The sequence below is a fragment of the Bifidobacterium pseudolongum subsp. globosum genome (genome assembly GCF_004155535.1).
In the GTDB taxonomy this organism is placed as follows: domain Bacteria; phylum Actinomycetota; class Actinomycetes; order Actinomycetales; family Bifidobacteriaceae; genus Bifidobacterium; species Bifidobacterium pseudolongum_C.
In genome coordinates this window covers 93765-111829 of the sequence record NZ_RYUH01000015.1, presented here as the reverse complement: position 1 = coordinate 111829, position 18065 = coordinate 93765, and the positions used below count along the sequence as shown (strand labels likewise).

Below are 18065 nucleotides of genomic sequence, written 5' to 3'. Positions count from 1 at the left end.
TGGCGCTTTTCGCCGTTTCCGTCACTGTTTTCGCGGTTTTTGTCAGGCTTTTCGCTGTTTTCGTCATTTTTTCAATGGTTTTGTGACCAAAACAGCGAAAACAGGGGGTGAAGGGGTGGTAGTCGTTGGGCGACGAAGATGGCGCAGCAATGCAAATGGCCTCCCTTTGAGGGGGAGGCCATCCGCATATGGGGTACCGGCGAATCAGTGGTTTGTGATCGTCGCCGGCGCCATCACGTACCGGCGAATCAGCGGTTCATGATCTTCGACAGCGCCATCACACGCGGCGAATCAAACACCTCGTCGGTCGGCACGACCTTGCCGTGCTCGTCGCACAGCGGGATGCGCCAGTTCGGGTACTGATCGGATGTGCCCGGCTGGTTCTGCGTGCGGGTTTCGCCCACACCGTCCACAAGCGCGGCCTGCAGCAGCAGCGAAGGGGCATCCTTGAGCATCGCGTGCATCGCCTCGACAATCTCTTCGATATGCCCCGGCACATCCTGCGCGGCCTCGGCGTTGAGCCAGCCGCCTTCGACGAGCACGTCGAGCATGGCGCGCTGTTCGGCCTGCGCCGAGGCCATGAACGCGTCGACTGGTTCGCTGAGCAGATGCAGCCGCTCGCGCAGCTTGACGTGCTCGTACTGCAGGTAGCCGGCGGTCGGCGGCAGGTCGTGCGTCGTGACCGAGGCCAGCGCATATTCGCGGTAGGTGCTCGGCATGGCGTATGGGTCGCCGGCGGTGGGGGAGTCGTCGATGCGCGCGAACCATTCGACGACGGTGCCGAGCACGCCGTGGTCGGCGAGCACCTTCGACACGTACTTCGGCACCGTGCCAAGGTCTTCGCCGATGACCATGCCGTTGACGCGCGAGGCCTCGAGCGTCAGCACGGCGAGCATCGCCTCATAGTTGTAGCGCACATACGCGCCGCCGCGCGGGCCTTCGCCGGCGGGAATCCACCACAGGCGGAACAGGCCGAGCACATGGTCGATGCGGATCGCACCGGCGTGCGCGAACATGTTGTGCACCATGTCGCGGTAGACGGTGTAGCCGGTCGACTCCATGTAGTTCGGGTCGAACGGCGGCTGTCCCCAGTCCTGGCCCTGCTGGTTGTAGAAGTCCGGCGGGCAGCCCACGGTCACCGTGCCGACGGCGAAACGTTCGGGGCTCCACCACACGTCCGAACCGTAGGTGTGCACGCCCACGGCCATGTCCTGCATGAGGCCGAGCGCCATGCCGCTGTCTTTCGCGGCCTGCTGCGCGGCCGACACCTGCTCGGCGGCAATCCACTGCAGCCAGCATGCGAACTCGTAGAGGTCCGCGTGGTCGTGCTCGAGCTGTGCGATCTCGGGGCTGTCGCGGTTCGTCGACGTGAACCAATCGACGCCTTCCTCCCACGGTGCGCCCCACACCTCGAACGCGACGCACCACAAGGCGAACGCGCGCAGGTCGTCGCCTGCTGCACGGCGGAACTCCGCGAACGCCGCCTCGCGCTCGGCGGAGCGCTTCTGGCGGAAGATGATCTCGAGCGCCGCACGCTTGGCGTCCCATGCCGCGTTGATGTCCATCGGCTCGGGATTGGTGTTGTTCGCCGCCACGCGGTCGTGCAGGTCACGCACGGTGGCCCGGTCGGCGTCATCCAGCTCCTCGAATTCCGGGATGTCCTGCGGGCGGATGTAGGTGACGTTCAGGAACCGGCGCGACTCCGGCAGGTACGGGGAGGGCTCGAGCGGGGTGATCGGGGCGCTCGCGTGGATCGGGTTGATGAGCATGAAATCGGCGCCGGATTTGGCGGCCGCGTCGGAGGCGAGCATGCGCAGGTCGCCGTAGTCGCCGACGCCCCACGATCCGGCGGAGCGCACCGAGTACATCTGCGCCATCCAGCCCCAGCGCTGCTGGTCCTGCACCGCCTGCGGCACGGGGATGCGCGCGGGGGCGCACAGCAGCGCGCACGAGATGGTGCGCTTGCTGTCGGTGAACGTGAGCGTGTGGTAGCCGGCCGGGATGTCGTCGTTGAGGCTGAGCGTGTAGACGTTCACGTCGTCGCTCTCCGCCTGGAACGCCAGCTCGCCGAACTCATCGGTGAACTCGGAGCCGTCTTCGAGCGTGAGCGTGACGCGCGGGTCGGTGCCGAAGACGTGCAGCTGCACCGACTTGGGGGTGCCCAGGAACTTGACGATGGTGGGGGGAGCCAGCAGTTCGTGCTCGTACTTCCGGCGGTCTTCGAGCGCCGTCGCGATCGCCTCGTCGGTGGAGGCGTCCACGCCGAGCGCCTGCAGCACGGTGACGAGCACTTCGTCGCGGATCTCCACATAGGTGCCCAGCTGGTCGATGTACGAGGTGGAGATGCCCCATGCATTGGCGAGGCGGATGAGCGGGCGGGCGAGACGCTCGGCGCTTTCCCTGGGATTGTCGGACGCCTTGAGCGCGTTCCCCTGCTGTGCGGCGTTGGCTTCGGCCATCATTGCTCTCTTTCCCCTGCAATACGCAAGTAGTCAACATAGAGGGTGGTTGGCGTGCGCGGTGGGCCATCGTTGGCTCCGCGCGCGTCTGATTGTGCTTCAGTATACCGCATTGTGAAAGCGTTTGCAAAATAGTTGATACGGGCAAATAAGCTGGAAAAGCAAGGAAATAGTGAAATCTGACTGTGTTCTGGGCGCGTTGCGTTCTCCCACGTTTGCAAGAGGCAAAGCGATGTGTGGAGGTGTGGGGTGGACGCACTGCATGGGGCCCCGGCGGCCAATTGCAGGTGCCGGGGCCCCATGCCGGCGCATGCAAAAGCCCGCGTGCGTGGGTGGCGCACGCGGGCTGGGATGGGTTCGTGCGGTTGGCTGGATCTACTGCAGCACGGCGAAGGACTGCGGGGGCAGTGTGAGCGTGGTGCCGTCGAGGGCGGGTTCACCCACCTTCAGCGTGATCGTGCGCGCGTCGGAACCGTCGCCGGCCGGCAGCTCGATGATCTCCGTCTCGCGGCCCGGATTGACGGCGACGATCGCGCTGACGCCTTCGGCGCTGCGCTTGAAGACGAAGGACCGCTTGTCGTCCGCCGCGAACAGCGTCTCGAACGCGGCGTCCGGGTGGAAGGCCGGCGTGGCGTGGCGCGTCTGGAGTGCCGCGTGCACGGTGTGCCACAGCGAATCGCCGTCGTCCATCTGGCCCGCCACGGTCGGCGCATCCTCCACGCCGTCGACCGGCAGGTAGAGCGCGTTGGCCGAGGCGCTGGAGAAGCCGGCGTTCGCCGAGGCGTCCCACTGCATCGGCGTGCGGCTGCCGGTGCGCGTGTAGGCGCCTTCGTGCGTGGGCAGGTCGCGGTAGCGCATGCCGATCTCGTCGCCGTAATAGATGAACGGCACGCCCGGCATCAGCAGCATCGTCGCGTAGGCGAGCTTGATTTCGCGCGGGCTCAGGCGCGGCGCCACGCGCGCGGTGTCGTGGTTGCAGGTGATCAGGTTGAAATAGCCGTGCGCGCGCTCGGCTTCGCGCAGGCGCGGCTCGTATTCGGCGAGGAACGGGCGGATGCTCGCGCCGCTGTCTGCGTTGAAGTAGCTCTTGTCGCCGTCGTGCACAAGCGGCGTGTCGGTGTTGCGCAGCAGCAGGTTGTAGCCGTTCGGCACGCCGTCCCAGCGCCAGTCGAGGTAGAAGTCCATGTCGAATCCGGCCTGCAGCGATTCTTCGGGGCGCCCCCACTCCGCCACGAACGCGGCCTGCGGGAACTCCCCGCGGATCTGGCCGAACATGTACTGCCATGTGGCGATTGTGGCGGGTTTGCCCGCGTCGTCCCCTTTGACCAGACTGTCCGCCATATCCACACGGAAGCCGTCCGCGCCGCGCGACAGCCAGAAGCGCATCACGTCGAGCATGGCGTCGCATGTATTGATCGCGGGGTCGGAGAGCGCGGCGTTCTGCCATGGGCGTGAAGGATGTGCGAAGCCGTAGTTGAGCGCGGGCTGGAACGCGAAGAAATTGACGATGTACGCGCCATTGCGTGGCATTTCGCCGCCGATGAACGGCAGGCCGTCGCCGCCGGAGATCCACGTGTCGGTCCAGATGTAGCGGTCGGTGTAGAGGTTTGGTTTGTCCTGGCCGCTCGCAATGAACCAAGGGTGCTCGTTGCTCGTGTGGCCCGGCACCAGGTCGAGCAGCACATGCATGCCACGCGCGTGCGCCGCGGCGAACAGGTTCTCGAGGTCTTCATTGGTGCCGTAGCGTTCGGCGACACGCGTGTAATCGCTGATGTCATAGCCGGCGTCGCGGAACGGCGAGGCGAAGCAGGGATTGATCCACAGCGCGTTGCAACCCAGTTCTTGTATATAGTCGAGGTGTTCGGTGATGCCTTGGATGTCGCCGATGCCGTCATTGTCGGAATCGGCGAAACTCGCGGGGAACACCTGATAGAATGCCGCGTGGGCAAGCCAGGACGCGGGGGTGTGTTGCGGTTGATTCATGAGTCGCTCCTTAACGGTGCAAGCGTGTTTCATTTGTCGCAAAAGTGACACTCACATGGTGGACAATTTTGACAACGTTTGCAGGTGTGGTATACAGTATAGACCACTGAAGCGTTGCGCGGATTGGTGATGAACAACATCATCGCCTGGCGTGTTTCACTGCGGGGGCTTTTTCATGAAAGCCGCCGTTCGAGGCATGTCCGCGTGGCGTTGAGGATTGACAAAATGCGATTGCATTGATGGAAAGGAAAGGTCAATGATGATCAATTGGAAGAAGGCGGTTGGGATCACCGCTGCTGCAGCTATGCTCATTCCGATGGCGGCTTGCGGTGGCAATGACAACAACAGCAACGGCGGCGCTTCCTCGAGCGCCCCTGCTGAGACCCAGTCCGTGAACCTGACCGTGTGGTCCCCGCAGGAGGACGCCGACTGGCTCAAGGATATGGAAGCGGCCTTCGAGAAGGCTCACCCTGAGTACAAGGTGACCTGGAAGAACTCCGTGGTCTCCGAAGGCGACGCGGCCAAGACCGTGCAGACCGACCCGTCTGCCGCCGCCGACGTCTTCATGTTCGCGAACGACCAGCTTGGCACCCTGCAGGAAGCCAACGCGATCGCCCCGGTGAACGACACCGTGGCCGCCCAGGTCAAGGAGCAGAACGATCAGACGATCATCGACTCCGTGACCGGCACCGACGGCAAGATCTACGGCGTTCCGTACACCGGCAACACCTACTTCATGTTCTACAACAAGTCCAAGTTCACCGAGGACGACATCAAGTCGCTCGACACCATGCTCTCCAAGGGCAAGGTCAGCTACCAGCTGCAGAACTCCTGGTACATCCCGGCCTTCTACCTGGGCGCCGGCATGACCATGTTCGGTGCAAACGGCAACGATGCCAAGGCCGGCATCAAGTTCGAGAACGCCGATGCCGTCTCGAAGTACCTCGTTGACCTCGTGGCCAACCCGAACTTCACCAACGACGACGGCACCGCCGGCCTGTCGAACCTGACCTCGGGCGCCGTGGACGCTTACTTCTCCGGCTCCTGGGATGCCGCCAAGGTCAAGGAAGGCCTGGGCGACAACTACGGCGCAGCCGCAATGCCTACCTTCAAGGCCGATGGCAAGGACTACCAGATGAAGTCCCTCGCCGGCTCCAAGGCCGTTGCCTTCAACCCGAACGCCAAGAGCCCTGAGGCCGCTTCCGCGTTCGCTGCGTTCCTCGGCTCCACCGAGGCCCAGAAGAAGCACTGGGAGATGCGTCAGATCATCCCGACAGACAAGACCCTCACCGATCTTGAAGGCATGAAGGAAGATCCGGCCGTCGCCGCCCAGCAGAAGACCCTGGCCGAGACCTCCGTTGTCCAGCCGACGATCGCCGCCATGAACGCTTGGTGGACCCCGGCCGAGACCTTCGGCAAGTCGCTCGTCAGCAAGGAAACCAACGCTGACAACTACAAGGAGAAGACCCAGGCCTTCATCGACAGCGTCGACAAGGACGTTGCCGCTCAGAGCGCTGAATGATTCTGAGCCTGGCATTCACCCCGGTGAATACTAGTCAGCGATAACTCAAGTGTGCGGAAGGTTTGAGACTCTGAGCCTTCCGCACACATCATGTTCGGAGTCACCACAACGTGCCCCCGGGCGCTTGCCGCACAGCCGCGCAAACGCCCCATTCCAGTGCAATGCCGCCGGAACCGCAGGCACAATCATCTGTTAGTACAAGAAGAGAGGCGGTAGGGGATGAGTACAGTCACCCTTTCACAACGAGAACTCAAACGCCGCCGGAAACTGGGCGCGGAGTATGTGGCCCCCTCGCCATATACACTCAAGGCAGCGCTCGAAAAAGGCGACATCTTCACCAAGTTGTCGGCCCTGGTTTTCGGTCTGGGCAACATCGTCCATAAGCAGTACGTCAAGGGTCTGCTGTTCCTTGCGGGCGAAGTCGGCTTTATCCTATTCATGATTTTCTCGGGTGCACACAACCTGTCCATGCTGCCGTCGCTCGGCTGGCGCAAGGAATCCACCGAATGGGTGGGTGCCAAGCTTGTGCACACCCCCGGTGACAACTCGGTCACCATCCTGCTCTACGGCGTCTGCACGCTCGTGATCTGCCTGCTGTTCCTGCTGTGGTGGTCGCTCGCGATCCGCTCCGCCTACAAGGCGCAGTGCCTCGGCGGCAAGAACGGCCGCGCGCCGTCGTTCATGGATGACATTCACACGCTGTTCGACGCGAAGGCGAACATCCTGCTGCTCGCCCTGCCTGTGGCCGGCATCGTGATCTTCACCGTGCTGCCGCTGATCTTCATGATCTCGATGGCATTCACGAGCTACGACCACAACCACCTGGTCCTCTTCGACTGGGTCGGCCTGCAGAACTTCAAGGCCGTGTTCTCGAACTCCGGCAGCATCGTCTCGGGGCGCCTGTTCCTCTCGGTGCTCACATGGACCCTGGTCTGGGCGTTCTTCGCGACGTTCCTGAACTTCTTCTTCGGCCTGTTCCTGGCCATGGTCATCCAGCGCAACACGACCCGTGGCAAGGGCTTCTGGCGTGCGGTCTTCTCGATGTCGATCGCCGTGCCGCAGTTCGTCTCGCTGCTCGTCATGCACCAGATGCTGCAGCCGCAGGGCGCGGTGAACCGCATCCTCGAGCAGTGGGGCTGGATCAACGGCCCGATGCCGTTCTTCACCGACGCCACATGGGCGCGTGTCACGGTCATCGTGATCAACCTGTGGGTCGGCATCCCCTACACGATCATGCAGGTGACCGGCATCCTGCAGAACATCCCGGCCGAGCTTTATGAGGCGGCCAAGATCGACGGCGCGAACTGGTGGCAGATCTTCACGAAGATCACGATGCCGTACATCATCTTCGTGCTCACCCCGTACCTGATCACCACTTTCACCGGCAATGTGAACAACTTCAACGTCATCTACCTGCTGACACGCGGCGACCCGATCCAGGTCGGCGACTCGGCCGGAAAGACCGATCTGTTGATCACATGGCTGTACAAGCTCACGGTTGATCGCAGCGATTACAACCTCGGCGCCGTCATCGGCATCATGACGTTCATCGTTCTGGCCATCGTGTCGCTGATCACCTACCGCAGCAGCGGTTCCTACAAGAACGAGGAGGCATTCCGGTGAGTAAACACACTCAAGTCAAGCCGCAGAGCCAAGGATTCCTGCATGACCAGCGCAAGCGCCGCATTGCGGCCGACGTGGCGACCTATGTGTTGCTGACGGTGCTGGGCATCATCTGGCTGCTGCCCATTGTGTGGATCTTCCTCGAGAGCTTCAACAAGAACACGGCCCCGTACCAGGACACGTTCTTCCCCACGGAGTTCTCGCTCGACAGCTACATCAGCCTGTTCACCGAAACGAAGGTGCTCAACTTCCCGCGCATGTTCATGAACACGTTCATCATCGCGGTCTTCGTGTGCGTCATCTCGGTGTTCTTCGTGCTCTCCGTGGCGTACTGCATGAGCCGCATGCGCTTCCGCGGCCGCCGTTCGTTCATGAACTTCGTGCTGATCCTCGGCATGTTCCCGGGCATCATGTCCGTGGTCGCCATCTACTTCATCCTCAAGGCCATGGGCCTGACGAGCGATGGCATGACGATCCTGGCACTGATCCTCGTGTACTCCGCCGGCACCGGCGCGGGCTTCTACGTGATGAAGGGCTACATGGACACGATCCCCACCTCGCTCGACGAAGCGGCGATGCTCGACGGCTGCACCCGTTGGCAGGTGTTCACCAAGATCATCATCCCGATGTGCCGCCCGATGATCGTGTACCAGGCGATCGTGGGCTTCCTGACCCCGTGGCTCGACTTCGTGATGGCGAAGGTCATCGCCCGCACGCAGGAGAACTACACCGCCTCGCTGGGCCTGTGGCTCATGCTTGACAAGGAATACATCAACAGCTGGTTCGGCCGCTTCGCGGCGGCCGCGGTGCTCATCTCGATCCCGATCGCGATCCTGTTCATCGTGATGCAGCGCTTCTACCAGGAATCCATGTCGGGCGCGGTGAAGGGCTAATCATGATCCAGGCATTCGAGCCTCTGTCCGAAGGACTGGAGCCGGGTGTCGCAGAACCGTTCCCGCTGTGTCTGGAACGCCAACTGGGTGCCGTGGTCACTGAATCCGGCACCCAGTTCGCTCTCTGGGCACCTTCGGCGAAGGCTGTGACGCTGAGGCTGTTCACATGCGGTTCGCAGCAGCAGACCGGCGACCGGCTCATCGAAGCCACCGCCATGGAGCTGCAGGCCGACGGCGCATGGACCGCCATGTTCGACCGCGACTTGGACGGCGTGTACTACGACTTCATCGTCGACTTCGCCAATGGCACATCATTCCGCTCGGCCGACCCATGGGCCCGTGCCGCCGGCATCAACGGCAGGCGCAGCATGGTCGTGGATCTGCCGCGCACCGATCCGGAAGGCTGGGCCGACGACAAGCGCCCAAGCACCCCGCTGGGCGAGACGATGGTGTGGGAGGCCCACGTGGGCTCCTTCAGCAACAACCCGCACGGCGGCTTCCCCAAGGAGCACCAGGGCAAGTACCTCGCGTTCACCGACATGCAGACCTCGCTCGACGGTGATGGCGAGTTCCCGACGGGCATCGCCTACCTCAAGCGGCTCGGCGTGACCGCGGTGCAGCTGCTGCCGTTCTACGACTATGGTTCGGTGGACGAATCCGACGAACGCCAGTTCAACTGGGGCTATGACCCGCTCAACTACAACGTGCCGGAAGGCTCGTTCTCGACCGACCCATACGACGGCGCCGTGCGCATCACCGAATGCAAGCGCATGATCCAGTCGCTGCACGCGGCCGGATTCAAGGTGATCATGGACGTGGTCTACAACCACATGTATTCGGCCGACAACTGGTTCGAACGCACCGTGCCCGGCTACTTCATGCGGCGCAACGAGGACGGCACGCTGTCGAACGGCTCCGGCTGCGGCGACGACATGGCCACCGAGCGCGAGATGTTCCACCGCTTCATCGTGGAGTCGGTCACGTACTGGGCCCGCGAATACCATATCGACGGCTTCCGCTTCGACCTCATGGGCCTGATCGACGTGACGACGATGAACGCGATCCGTGCATCGCTCGACGCGCTGCCGGGCGGCCGCGACATCATCATGTATGGCGAGCCATGGGCCGCCGCCTCGACCACGACGCTCGCCGGCACGGATCTGGCCGACAAGCAGGGCCTGCGCCTGCTCGACCCGCGCATCGGCCATTTCTGCGACCGCACGCGCGACGCGATCAAAGGCCATGTGTTCTACAGCGAGCTCAAAGGCTATGTGAACGGCGACGCGCGCACGAACAAGCCGCTCATCGAACTGGCGGCCGACGCATGGCGTGCGCCGGAGACGAACGAAGGCAACGCCGGCCAGATCGTGCAGTATGTTTCGGCGCACGACGACTTGACGTTGTGGGACAAGCTGGCCGTGAGCATGTTCGGCGCAGACGGCGCCGTCGATCTGCAGGCGCTGTACGAAGCCGAGCCGGGTGAGCAGACGGAGCGCGTGCTCGAGGCGAACAAACTCGCCGCGGGCATCATCTACACCGCCGCGGGCATCCCGTTCATGCTCTCGGGCGAGGAATACGGAAAGACGAAACACGGCAACGACAATTCGTTCGACTCGGGCAAAGAGGTCAACCAGATCGACTGGGTGCGCGCCGCACGCATGGGCGGTCTGCTCGACTTCTACCGCACGCTGATCGCACTGCGCCGCGCGAACCCGGACTGGTTCAGCGCCGAGCACATCGCGGTCGACGCGCCGGGCGACGCCGTGGCGTACCGCGTGCACGACACCGCCGTACTGGTCAATCCCGGCAATGACGACGCCGCGCTCAGCGCCCGCGCGATCGAGCAGGCGTACGCCGACGACGCGCACGACGACCTGCCGGCAACGCCCGGCGATGCGCAGTCCGCGCAGCCGCCGGTCTGGACGTGCGTGCTCGATTCGACGAGCGCCGAACCCGCGCGCTCGGCATTCGCCGCCGTGCGGACGGACGGCGTGTTCCCGATGCCCGCGCGCGCACTGACCATCTGGAAGCGCACGCCGAACACCGGCGCATGAGCCGCGACACTGACTGGAGTTGATAGCGATGACCGCGAACCGTTACCCTGTGGTGCTGTTCGATCTGTACGGCACTTTGGTGGACATCCACACGGATGAACAATCCGAAGACGCCTGGACCGCATTGCGCGCCGCACTGTACCGGGAAGGCGCGGAATACCCGACGAACGGGCGGTTGCGCGAGCAGTTCGCGCGCGAGGTGGTGCGTGCGAACGCCCGCCGCGACCGCGGTGACTGGTTCGAGCCGGATCTGCTGCCCGCCTACCGCGCGTTGTTCCGCGCGTGCTGGGTGGACGGCACGCTCGACCAGGCGCGCCGCGCCGCATGGACGTTCCGGCGCGCTTCGACGTCGAAACTGCGGCTGTTCCCCGGAGCGAAGGAACTGTTGCGCACGCTCAAAAGCGAAGGGCGGCGCGTCGTGCTTGTCAGCAACGCGCAGGCGAGCTACACGCGGCCCGAACTCACACTGCTCGGACTTGACGAGATGTTCGACGACGTGATCATCTCGAGCGACGAAGGCGTGCGCAAGCCGTCGGTCGAGATCTTCCGTCGAGCGCTCATCCGCGAGAACATCGAACCCCGGCACGCGCTGATGGTGGGCAATGACGAGGCGAGCGACATCTTCGGCGCCGCGGTGACCGGCATCGACGCGGTCTACCTGCACACCGACGATAACACGGGCGGCAAGACCGCCGACCAGGCCGCCGCATCGTTCGAAGGCGCCGACTACCAAGGTGTGCTCGACTACATCCATACGGCCGAGGCCGAGGCGGCCCCGGCGGAGCAGGCGTGAGCGCGCCGGGCGCGACGCACCGGCGTATCTACAGGAAGTGAATGATGGACGAATACGCGAAGTACCTCGAAGAGAAGAAAGCGAAGCCGAAAGGCCTGTCGACGTTCAAACTGAAGGTGATCGGCGACATGCTCATGTTCCTGTCCGCAGCGAGCATGACGCTCGTGCCGAAGATCTTCGGCGCCCCGTCGACCGACGACATGGGCGTGCTAACCGTGGTCGTGCTCTGTGAGGCGATCTCGTGGGTGGCCATCCCGATCTACGCATGGCTGCTGTACATGGGCTTCGACAAGACCCGCAGCTGGTTCAAATACGGGCTGCGCCTGTTCATCCTCGCGCTCGTGTGCGAGGTGCCGTACGACATGGTCACCTTTGGGCCGAGCCATCCCTTCGACATGCGCTCGCAGAACCCGGTGTTCGGCCTTGTGGTGGCGCTTGTGGTGATGGTGCTGCTCGACGCCGTGGAAGACCTGAAGACCTGGGTGCGCGCCACGCTTTCGACCTTCCTTGTGATCATCGGCCTGCTGTGGGACGTGCTGCTGCGTGTGGGGCAAAGCCAGGCGATGCTCAACATCGGTTCGCTCACCTTGGGCTTCTGCGTGGTCTACTACTTCCTGCACCACCGTGAGAACACGATGATGCTCACCGCGGCGCTGCTCGGCGCCGTCTCGTTCATCGCCCCCGGCATCGGCGTCGCGTTCCTCCACTACCGCAACGGCGAGCTCGGCTACCGCCATTTCTGGACACCGTGGGTGTTCTATGCGGCCTACCCGATCATCCTCCTGGTCTGTGCGCTGTTGGCACTCTGACCGGACACCCCTATGCAACCGAACAATCCACAGACCAATACAACCACCCAAGGGGGGCATTGTGCACAAGAAGGGCATTCGTGAAGTGGCGAACATCGCCGGCGTGTCGATTTCCACGGTTTCACGGGCATTCACACGCCCGGAGCTCGTCTCCGAAAAAACACGTGAACGGGTCATGGAAGCGGCATCGATGCTCGACTTCAACATCTCCCGTTCCGCGACCGCACTCAAATCGGGGCAGACGTTCCGCGTGGCGCTGCTGATGAACGAGGAGGTGACGAGCTGGTTCAACGCGCAGGTCTTCGCCGGCCTCAATTCGGTGTTGCACGACGCAGGGTACGACATCTCGCTCTTCCAGCACATCGACGACGCGAAGAACCGTGAATCGTTCTTCGTGAACCTTCCGGTGCTGCGCAACGTGGACGCCGTGTTCGTCGCGTCGTTCGCCATCGAACCGAACGAGGTCGAGCAGCTGCGCCGCACGCGTGTGCCGATCATCGGCATCAACACGCCGTCGAGCAGCGCGTTCGACGCCTCGATCAGCATCGACGACGAAGCGGGCATGTTCCGCGCGGCCCAGCACATGATCAATCTGGGCCACCGCAAGATCGTCTACACGTGCTCCGCCGCCGAGGAGACGCTCGAGGCGTCGATCGACGCGCGCGGGCGCGGGTTCGTGCGCGCGTGCGAGGCAGCTGAAAGCACGCACGACATCGACTGGAAGGTGCTGTCGGTGCCGCGCGGCCGCGATTTCGCGGATGCCGCGCTCGCCGCCGTGCTGTCCGAGGAGACGTTCCCCGACGCGATCTGCTGCCAGATGGACATGATGGCGATCCCGCTGATCATCAAATTGCAACGGCACGGGTATTATTCGCCCCGTGATTATTCGATCATCGGTTTCGACGACAGCTCATATGCGGATACGGTCGATTTGACCACCATCCGGCAGGACCCGTTCGCGATGGGGTCGACCGCCGCGAAGAAGGGCCTCAAGCTGTTGCGCGGCGAGTCGCTCGATGAGCCGCATTCGATTGTGGAACCGCGCCTTGTGCTCCGTGGCACCGATGCGCGCCTCGAACCCGGTACCCCGTTGCAGCGCTGAGCCGGGGCATATCGAGCAGGGGGCGTCACGTGTGTCCGGTCGTGAGGAAGACGCTGATGTCCGCGATCACAGGTCGCACCAGTGTTCCGGGACATACGCCGTGCCGCCGAGATGGGGGTGATGCCGGCGTTCGCCGCTATCAATACGCCCTGAGAATTCACTGAAAACGCCGCTTCATACCGACTGCTGAAGCGGCGTTTTCGTTGGTATGTTGCGGTTTTCGGAGTCGTCTGGAAAATCTTTTCCGCAGCGGGAATAAAGTTTGACAGCAAATGTTGAGTGATGTAGGCTCAAGTTTTGGAAGGTCCAAGAAGGCCGCCCGCGCGAGAGTGAGGGCAGCGCGCCTGACAGGACTTGAGCAAGCATTGTTAATGAATAAGCGAACCTAACAAAGGAGAACAAGTATGGGACGCGCAGTCGGTATTGATTTGGGTACCACCAATTCCTGCATCGCAACGCTGGAAGGTGGCGAACCCACCGTTATCGTGAACGCCGAAGGATCGCGCACCACCCCGTCGGTGGTGGCCTTCAGCAAGTCCGGCGAGATTCTCGTCGGCGAAGTGGCCAAGCGCCAGGCCGTGACGAACGTCGACCGCACCATCAGCTCGGTCAAGCGCCATATGGGCACTGACTGGACCGTGGACATCGACGGCAAGGAATGGACGCCGCAGGAGATCTCCGCGCAGATCCTGATGAAGCTCAAGCGCGACGCCGAAGCGTACTTGGGTGAACCGGTCACCGACGCCGTCATCACCTGCCCTGCGTACTTCAACGACGCCCAGCGTCAGGCGACCAAGGACGCTGGCACCATCGCGGGCCTGAACGTGCTGCGCATCATCAACGAACCGACCGCCGCGGCTCTGGCCTATGGTCTGGAGAAGGGCAAGGAAGACGAACGCATCCTGGTCTTCGACCTCGGCGGCGGCACCTTCGATGTCTCGCTGCTGGAGATCGGCAAGGACGACGACGGTTTCTCGACGATCCAGGTGCAGGCCACGAGTGGCGACAACCACCTGGGTGGCGACGATTGGGACCAGCGCATCATCGACTGGCTCGTCGGCGAAGTCAAGAACAAGTACGGCGTTGACCTGAGCAAGGACAAGATCGCCCTGCAGCGCCTCAAGGAAGCCGCGGAGCAGGCGAAGAAGGAATTGTCTTCGTCCATGTCCACCACGATCAACATGCAGTACCTGGCCATGACCCCTGACGGCACGCCGGTGCACCTCGACGAGACGCTCACCCGTGCGCACTTCGAGGAAATGACGAAGGACCTGCTCGACCGCTGCCGCACGCCGTTCAACAACGTGCTGGCCGACGCCGGCATCTCCGTCTCGCAGATCGACCACGTGATCCTGGTCGGCGGCTCGACCCGTATGCCTGCCGTGAAGGAGCTCGTCAAGGAGCTCGACGGCGGCAAGGAGCCGAACCAGTCCGTGAACCCGGATGAGGTTGTGGCCATTGGCGCAGCCGTGCAGTCGGGCGTCATCAAGGGCGACCGCAAGGACGTGCTGCTGATCGACGTGACCCCGCTTTCGCTGGGCATCGAGACCAAGGGTGGCATCATGACGAAGCTCATCGAGCGCAACACCGCCATCCCGGCGAAGCGTTCCGAGATCTTCTCGACCGCCGAGGACAACCAGCCGTCCGTGCTCATCCAGGTCTATCAGGGCGAGCGCGAATTCGCCCGTGACAACAAGCCGCTGGGCACCTTCGAGCTGACCGGCATCGCTCCGGCGCCGCGTGGCGTCCCGCAGATCGAGGTCACCTTCGATATCGACGCCAACGGCATTGTGCACGTCTCCGCGAAGGACAAGGGCACCGGCAAGGAACAGTCGATGACGATCACCGGCGGCTCCGCGCTGCCGAAGGACGAGATCGACCGCATGGTGCGCGACGCCGAGGCCCATGAAGCCGACGACAAGAAGCGCAAGGAAGAGGCCGAGACCCGCAACCAGGCCGAGGCCTTCGCCTACCAGACCGAAAAGCTCGTCAACGACAACAAGGACAAGCTTGCCGACGACGTGGCCAAGGAAGTCACCGACGCGGTCAACGAACTCAAGGACGCGCTCAAGGGCGACGACATTGAGAAGATCAAGGCCGACCAGGAGAAGCTCATGACCGCGGCCCAGAAGATCGGTCAGGCGCTGTACGCGCAGCAGGGCGCCGAAGGCGCGGCCGCCGCGGGTGACCAGGGCACCGCCGACAACAGTGGCGACGATGACGTGGTGGACGCCGAGGTCGTGGACGACGACAAGGACAACAAGTAATGTCCGAATTCAACAAGGACGATTACCTCAACGACCTGCCCGATGCCGACGAGCTGGCGGCCGGGCAGGTCGCCCCTGAGGGCGGTGCCGCCGAGGCACAGCCCGAAACGAACAACGATGCGCAGTCCGAAGACGCTCAAGGCGCGCGGCAGGAGCAGCCGGCCGACGAGGCCGCCACGCCCGAAGAGGGCACGGCGGCGGACTCCGCGGAAGGCGAACTGACCCCGCTCGGCCAGGCCAAGAAAGAGGCCGCCGAATACCTCGAGGCCCTGCAGCGCGAGCGTGCGGAGTTCATCAACTACCGCAACCGCACCAAGAAAGACATGGATCGCGCCCGCCAGCAAGGCATCATCGATGTGCTTGCGGCGGAGCTCCCCGCGCTTGACGACATTGACCGCATCCGCGAACACGGCGGCGAGATGGACGAATCGTTCCAGGCCGTCGCCGCGAAGATCGACAAGGCCTTCGAAAAGTTCGGCGTGGAGAAGTTCGGCGTGAAAGGCGAGGATTTCGACCCGACCCGCCATGACGCCATTCTGCACAAGCCGGACCCGCAGGCCGAGAAGGCGACCGTGGACACCGTGGTCGAGGCGGGGTACCGCATCGGCGACCGGGTGATTCGCGCGGCGCGTGTGGTGGTCGCCTCGCCGCAGGAGTGACGACCGCCGCATATGCAGGCAAGCGTGGCCGTGGACCGCATTCGATTCCGGTCCACGGCCACGTTCGCATATGCACAGATTTGTACAGACGACCAACAGTGAAACATAAGACCTCGAAAGGAGGCACAATATGGCTGAGAATGAATGGCTGAACAAAGACTTCTACAAGACCCTCGGTGTCTCCAAAGACGCCTCGGAAAGCGATATCACCAAGGCGTACCGCAAGCTCGCGCGTAAGTACCACCCCGACATCAACAAGACAAAAGAGGGCGAGGAGAAGTTCAAGGACATCTCCGAAGCGTACGACGTGCTCAAAGACAAGGAATCGCGCGAACGGTACGACGCGATTCGCCAATTCGGCATGGGCGGCGCCCGTTTTGCGGGTGGCGCCGGTGGCGGCTTCGACGGTGCGGACTTCTCCGACATCTTCGGTTCGATGTTCGGTGGCGGCGCCGGCGGCAACGGCTCGCACATCCGCTTCTCGACGAACGGCGGCGGCGCCTCGAACCTCAACGACATCTTCTCGATGTTCGGCGCCGGCGGCGGCGAAGGTTTCGGCCGCGGCTATGGATACGACGATTACGGCGAGGGCGCGTACCAAGGCTACCGCCCCACGCCGGTGCCGGAAGACGGTGGTGACCTGAACTCGAAGATCACGCTGACGTTCCGCCAGGCGGTCAAGGGCGCAACGGTCTCGCTCAAGGCCAATGGCAAGAAGTTCAAGACCCGCATCCCGGCCGGCGTGAAGAACGGCCAGAAGATCCGCCTCGCCGGCAAGGGCAAGCCCGGCAAGCACGGCGGCAAGACCGGCGACATGTATCTGCAGGTCACCGTGACGGAAGATCCCAAGTTCACGATGGACGGCGTCGACCTGGTCGTGGACCTGCCGATCACTGTGGGCGAGGCGGTCGACGGCGCGAAGGTCACCGCGAAAGACATGGACGGCGAACAGGTCACGTTCAAGGTGCATGCCGGCGCCTCGAGCGGCGACGAAGTGCGCATCTCGGGCAAGGGCGTGCAGACGCCGCGCAAGACGGGCGACCTTGTGGGCCGTGTGCAGATCCGCGTGCCGAAGAAGCCGAGCATGCATGAGAAGCATGCGGCGAAGGAATTCGACAAGATGTGCGGCGACTTTGTGAACGAGGTCGCGAGCGAGCGGGAGGCCTGATGCCGATGGCGCGCATGGAACAGCAGAGACGTAGGCTGTACGAGATGTGCGCGATGGCGATCGTGGCCGGCAGGGCCGATCTCGACGGCGCCTCGCGCGTCGGATTCGACATCGACCTGCCGATCTTCAGCGTCGGTCGCGCGGCCCAGCTGGCCGACATCCACCCGCAGACGCTCCGGCAGTACGACCGCAGCGGACTCGTCGTGCCTCAGCGCACCGGCGGCGGCGCGCGCCGGTACTCGCTGCGCGACGTCGACAGGCTGATCCAGGCGCAGCACATGAGCCAGCGGGACGGCATCAATCTGACGGGCATTGCGCGCATCCTCGATTTGGAAGAAGAGAACCGCCAGCTGCGCCGGCAGTTGCGCGCCGCGCGTGCGGATGGCCGTGTGAGCGTTTTCACGGCGGACATGAGCGGCCGCATCACCGAAATGCGCCGCTGCCCGCGTGCGCGTCATTGGAGGCACCAGTTCCAGACGCAGACCCGGGAACTGACCGCGGGTGTGAGTTCTGACCCCGTGGGGGTGCGTTCCAAGTCGGTGGTGCTGTGGCACACCAACCATCGTTGACATGAAAATCGGCCCATGCCGGGCAAAGCTCAGGTTTTTGAGCTTTGCCCGGCATTGTTGTACATAGGCCGCATGCGTTCGATCACATGGCGTGTAGCACGAATATGTGATGATCACGCAGGGGCTCCCGGGCATGGGTCAGGTATATTGCGACACATGACGCC

At 63.4% G+C, this 18065-nt stretch carries 13 protein-coding genes; 11 read left to right on the top strand and 2 right to left on the bottom strand.

The window, feature by feature from the left end; genetic code table 11:
• Positions 1 to 248: 248 nt before the first annotated feature.
• Both malQ and PG2093B_RS08410 read right to left on the bottom strand, forming a co-directional pair.
• The gene (gene malQ / locus PG2093B_RS08415) at positions 249 to 2459 is read right to left on the bottom strand and encodes a 4-alpha-glucanotransferase (RefSeq protein ID WP_242502897.1); all 2211 of its coding nucleotides are present in this window, start codon (positions 2457 to 2459) and stop codon (positions 249 to 251) included.
• 375 nt (positions 2460 to 2834) lie between these two features.
• Positions 2835 to 4442, bottom strand: coding sequence for an alpha-amylase family glycosyl hydrolase (locus tag PG2093B_RS08410; RefSeq protein ID WP_129898110.1), 1608 nt, complete (start codon positions 4440 to 4442; stop codon positions 2835 to 2837).
• Positions 4443 to 4698: 256 nt separating this feature from the next.
• Between PG2093B_RS08410 and PG2093B_RS08405 the strand changes: the two genes are divergently transcribed.
• From PG2093B_RS08405 to PG2093B_RS08355, 11 genes are all read left to right on the top strand, one after another.
• The gene (locus tag PG2093B_RS08405) at positions 4699 to 5964 is read left to right on the top strand and encodes an extracellular solute-binding protein (protein WP_129898109.1); all 1266 of its coding nucleotides are present in this window, start codon (positions 4699 to 4701) and stop codon (positions 5962 to 5964) included.
• A gap of 219 nt (positions 5965 to 6183) precedes the next feature.
• The gene (locus tag PG2093B_RS08400) at positions 6184 to 7587 is read left to right on the top strand and encodes a carbohydrate ABC transporter permease (RefSeq protein WP_129898108.1); all 1404 of its coding nucleotides are present in this window, start codon (positions 6184 to 6186) and stop codon (positions 7585 to 7587) included.
• Entirely contained in the window at positions 7584 to 8480 is an 897-nt protein-coding gene (locus PG2093B_RS08395; RefSeq protein WP_129898107.1) for a sugar ABC transporter permease, read from the top strand. The genes PG2093B_RS08400 and PG2093B_RS08395 overlap by 4 nt, the downstream gene beginning before the upstream one ends.
• A 2-nt stretch (positions 8481 to 8482) precedes the next feature.
• The gene (pulA, locus tag PG2093B_RS08390) at positions 8483 to 10534 is read left to right on the top strand and encodes a type I pullulanase (protein ID WP_129898106.1); all 2052 of its coding nucleotides are present in this window, start codon (positions 8483 to 8485) and stop codon (positions 10532 to 10534) included.
• A 28-nt stretch (positions 10535 to 10562) separates the two neighbouring features.
• Entirely contained in the window at positions 10563 to 11327 is a 765-nt protein-coding gene (locus tag PG2093B_RS08385; RefSeq protein ID WP_129898105.1) for an HAD family hydrolase, read from the top strand.
• A gap of 41 nt (positions 11328 to 11368) precedes the next feature.
• The gene (locus tag PG2093B_RS08380) at positions 11369 to 12136 is read left to right on the top strand and encodes a TraX family protein (protein ID WP_129898104.1); all 768 of its coding nucleotides are present in this window, start codon (positions 11369 to 11371) and stop codon (positions 12134 to 12136) included.
• 61 nt (positions 12137 to 12197) lie between these two features.
• The gene (locus tag PG2093B_RS08375; protein ID WP_129898103.1) at positions 12198 to 13238 is read left to right on the top strand and encodes a LacI family DNA-binding transcriptional regulator; all 1041 of its coding nucleotides are present in this window, start codon (positions 12198 to 12200) and stop codon (positions 13236 to 13238) included.
• 404 nt (positions 13239 to 13642) lie between these two features.
• Positions 13643 to 15505 (top strand): molecular chaperone DnaK, encoded by a 1863-nt coding sequence (gene dnaK / locus PG2093B_RS08370; protein ID WP_129898102.1) that lies wholly within the window; start codon positions 13643 to 13645, stop codon positions 15503 to 15505.
• On the top strand, positions 15505 to 16164 hold the full coding sequence (gene grpE / locus PG2093B_RS08365; protein WP_129898101.1) for a nucleotide exchange factor GrpE: 660 nt from the start codon (positions 15505 to 15507) through the stop codon (positions 16162 to 16164). The genes dnaK and grpE overlap by 1 nt, the downstream gene beginning before the upstream one ends.
• Before the next feature lie 130 nt (positions 16165 to 16294).
• Positions 16295 to 17332, top strand: coding sequence for a DnaJ C-terminal domain-containing protein (locus PG2093B_RS08360; protein ID WP_129898100.1), 1038 nt, complete (start codon positions 16295 to 16297; stop codon positions 17330 to 17332).
• 5 nt (positions 17333 to 17337) lie between these two features.
• A complete protein-coding gene (locus PG2093B_RS08355; RefSeq protein WP_242502896.1) occupies positions 17338 to 17901 on the top strand; it encodes a heat shock protein transcriptional repressor HspR in 564 nt (187 codons plus the stop codon).
• Positions 17902 to 18065: the final 164 nt, after the last annotated feature.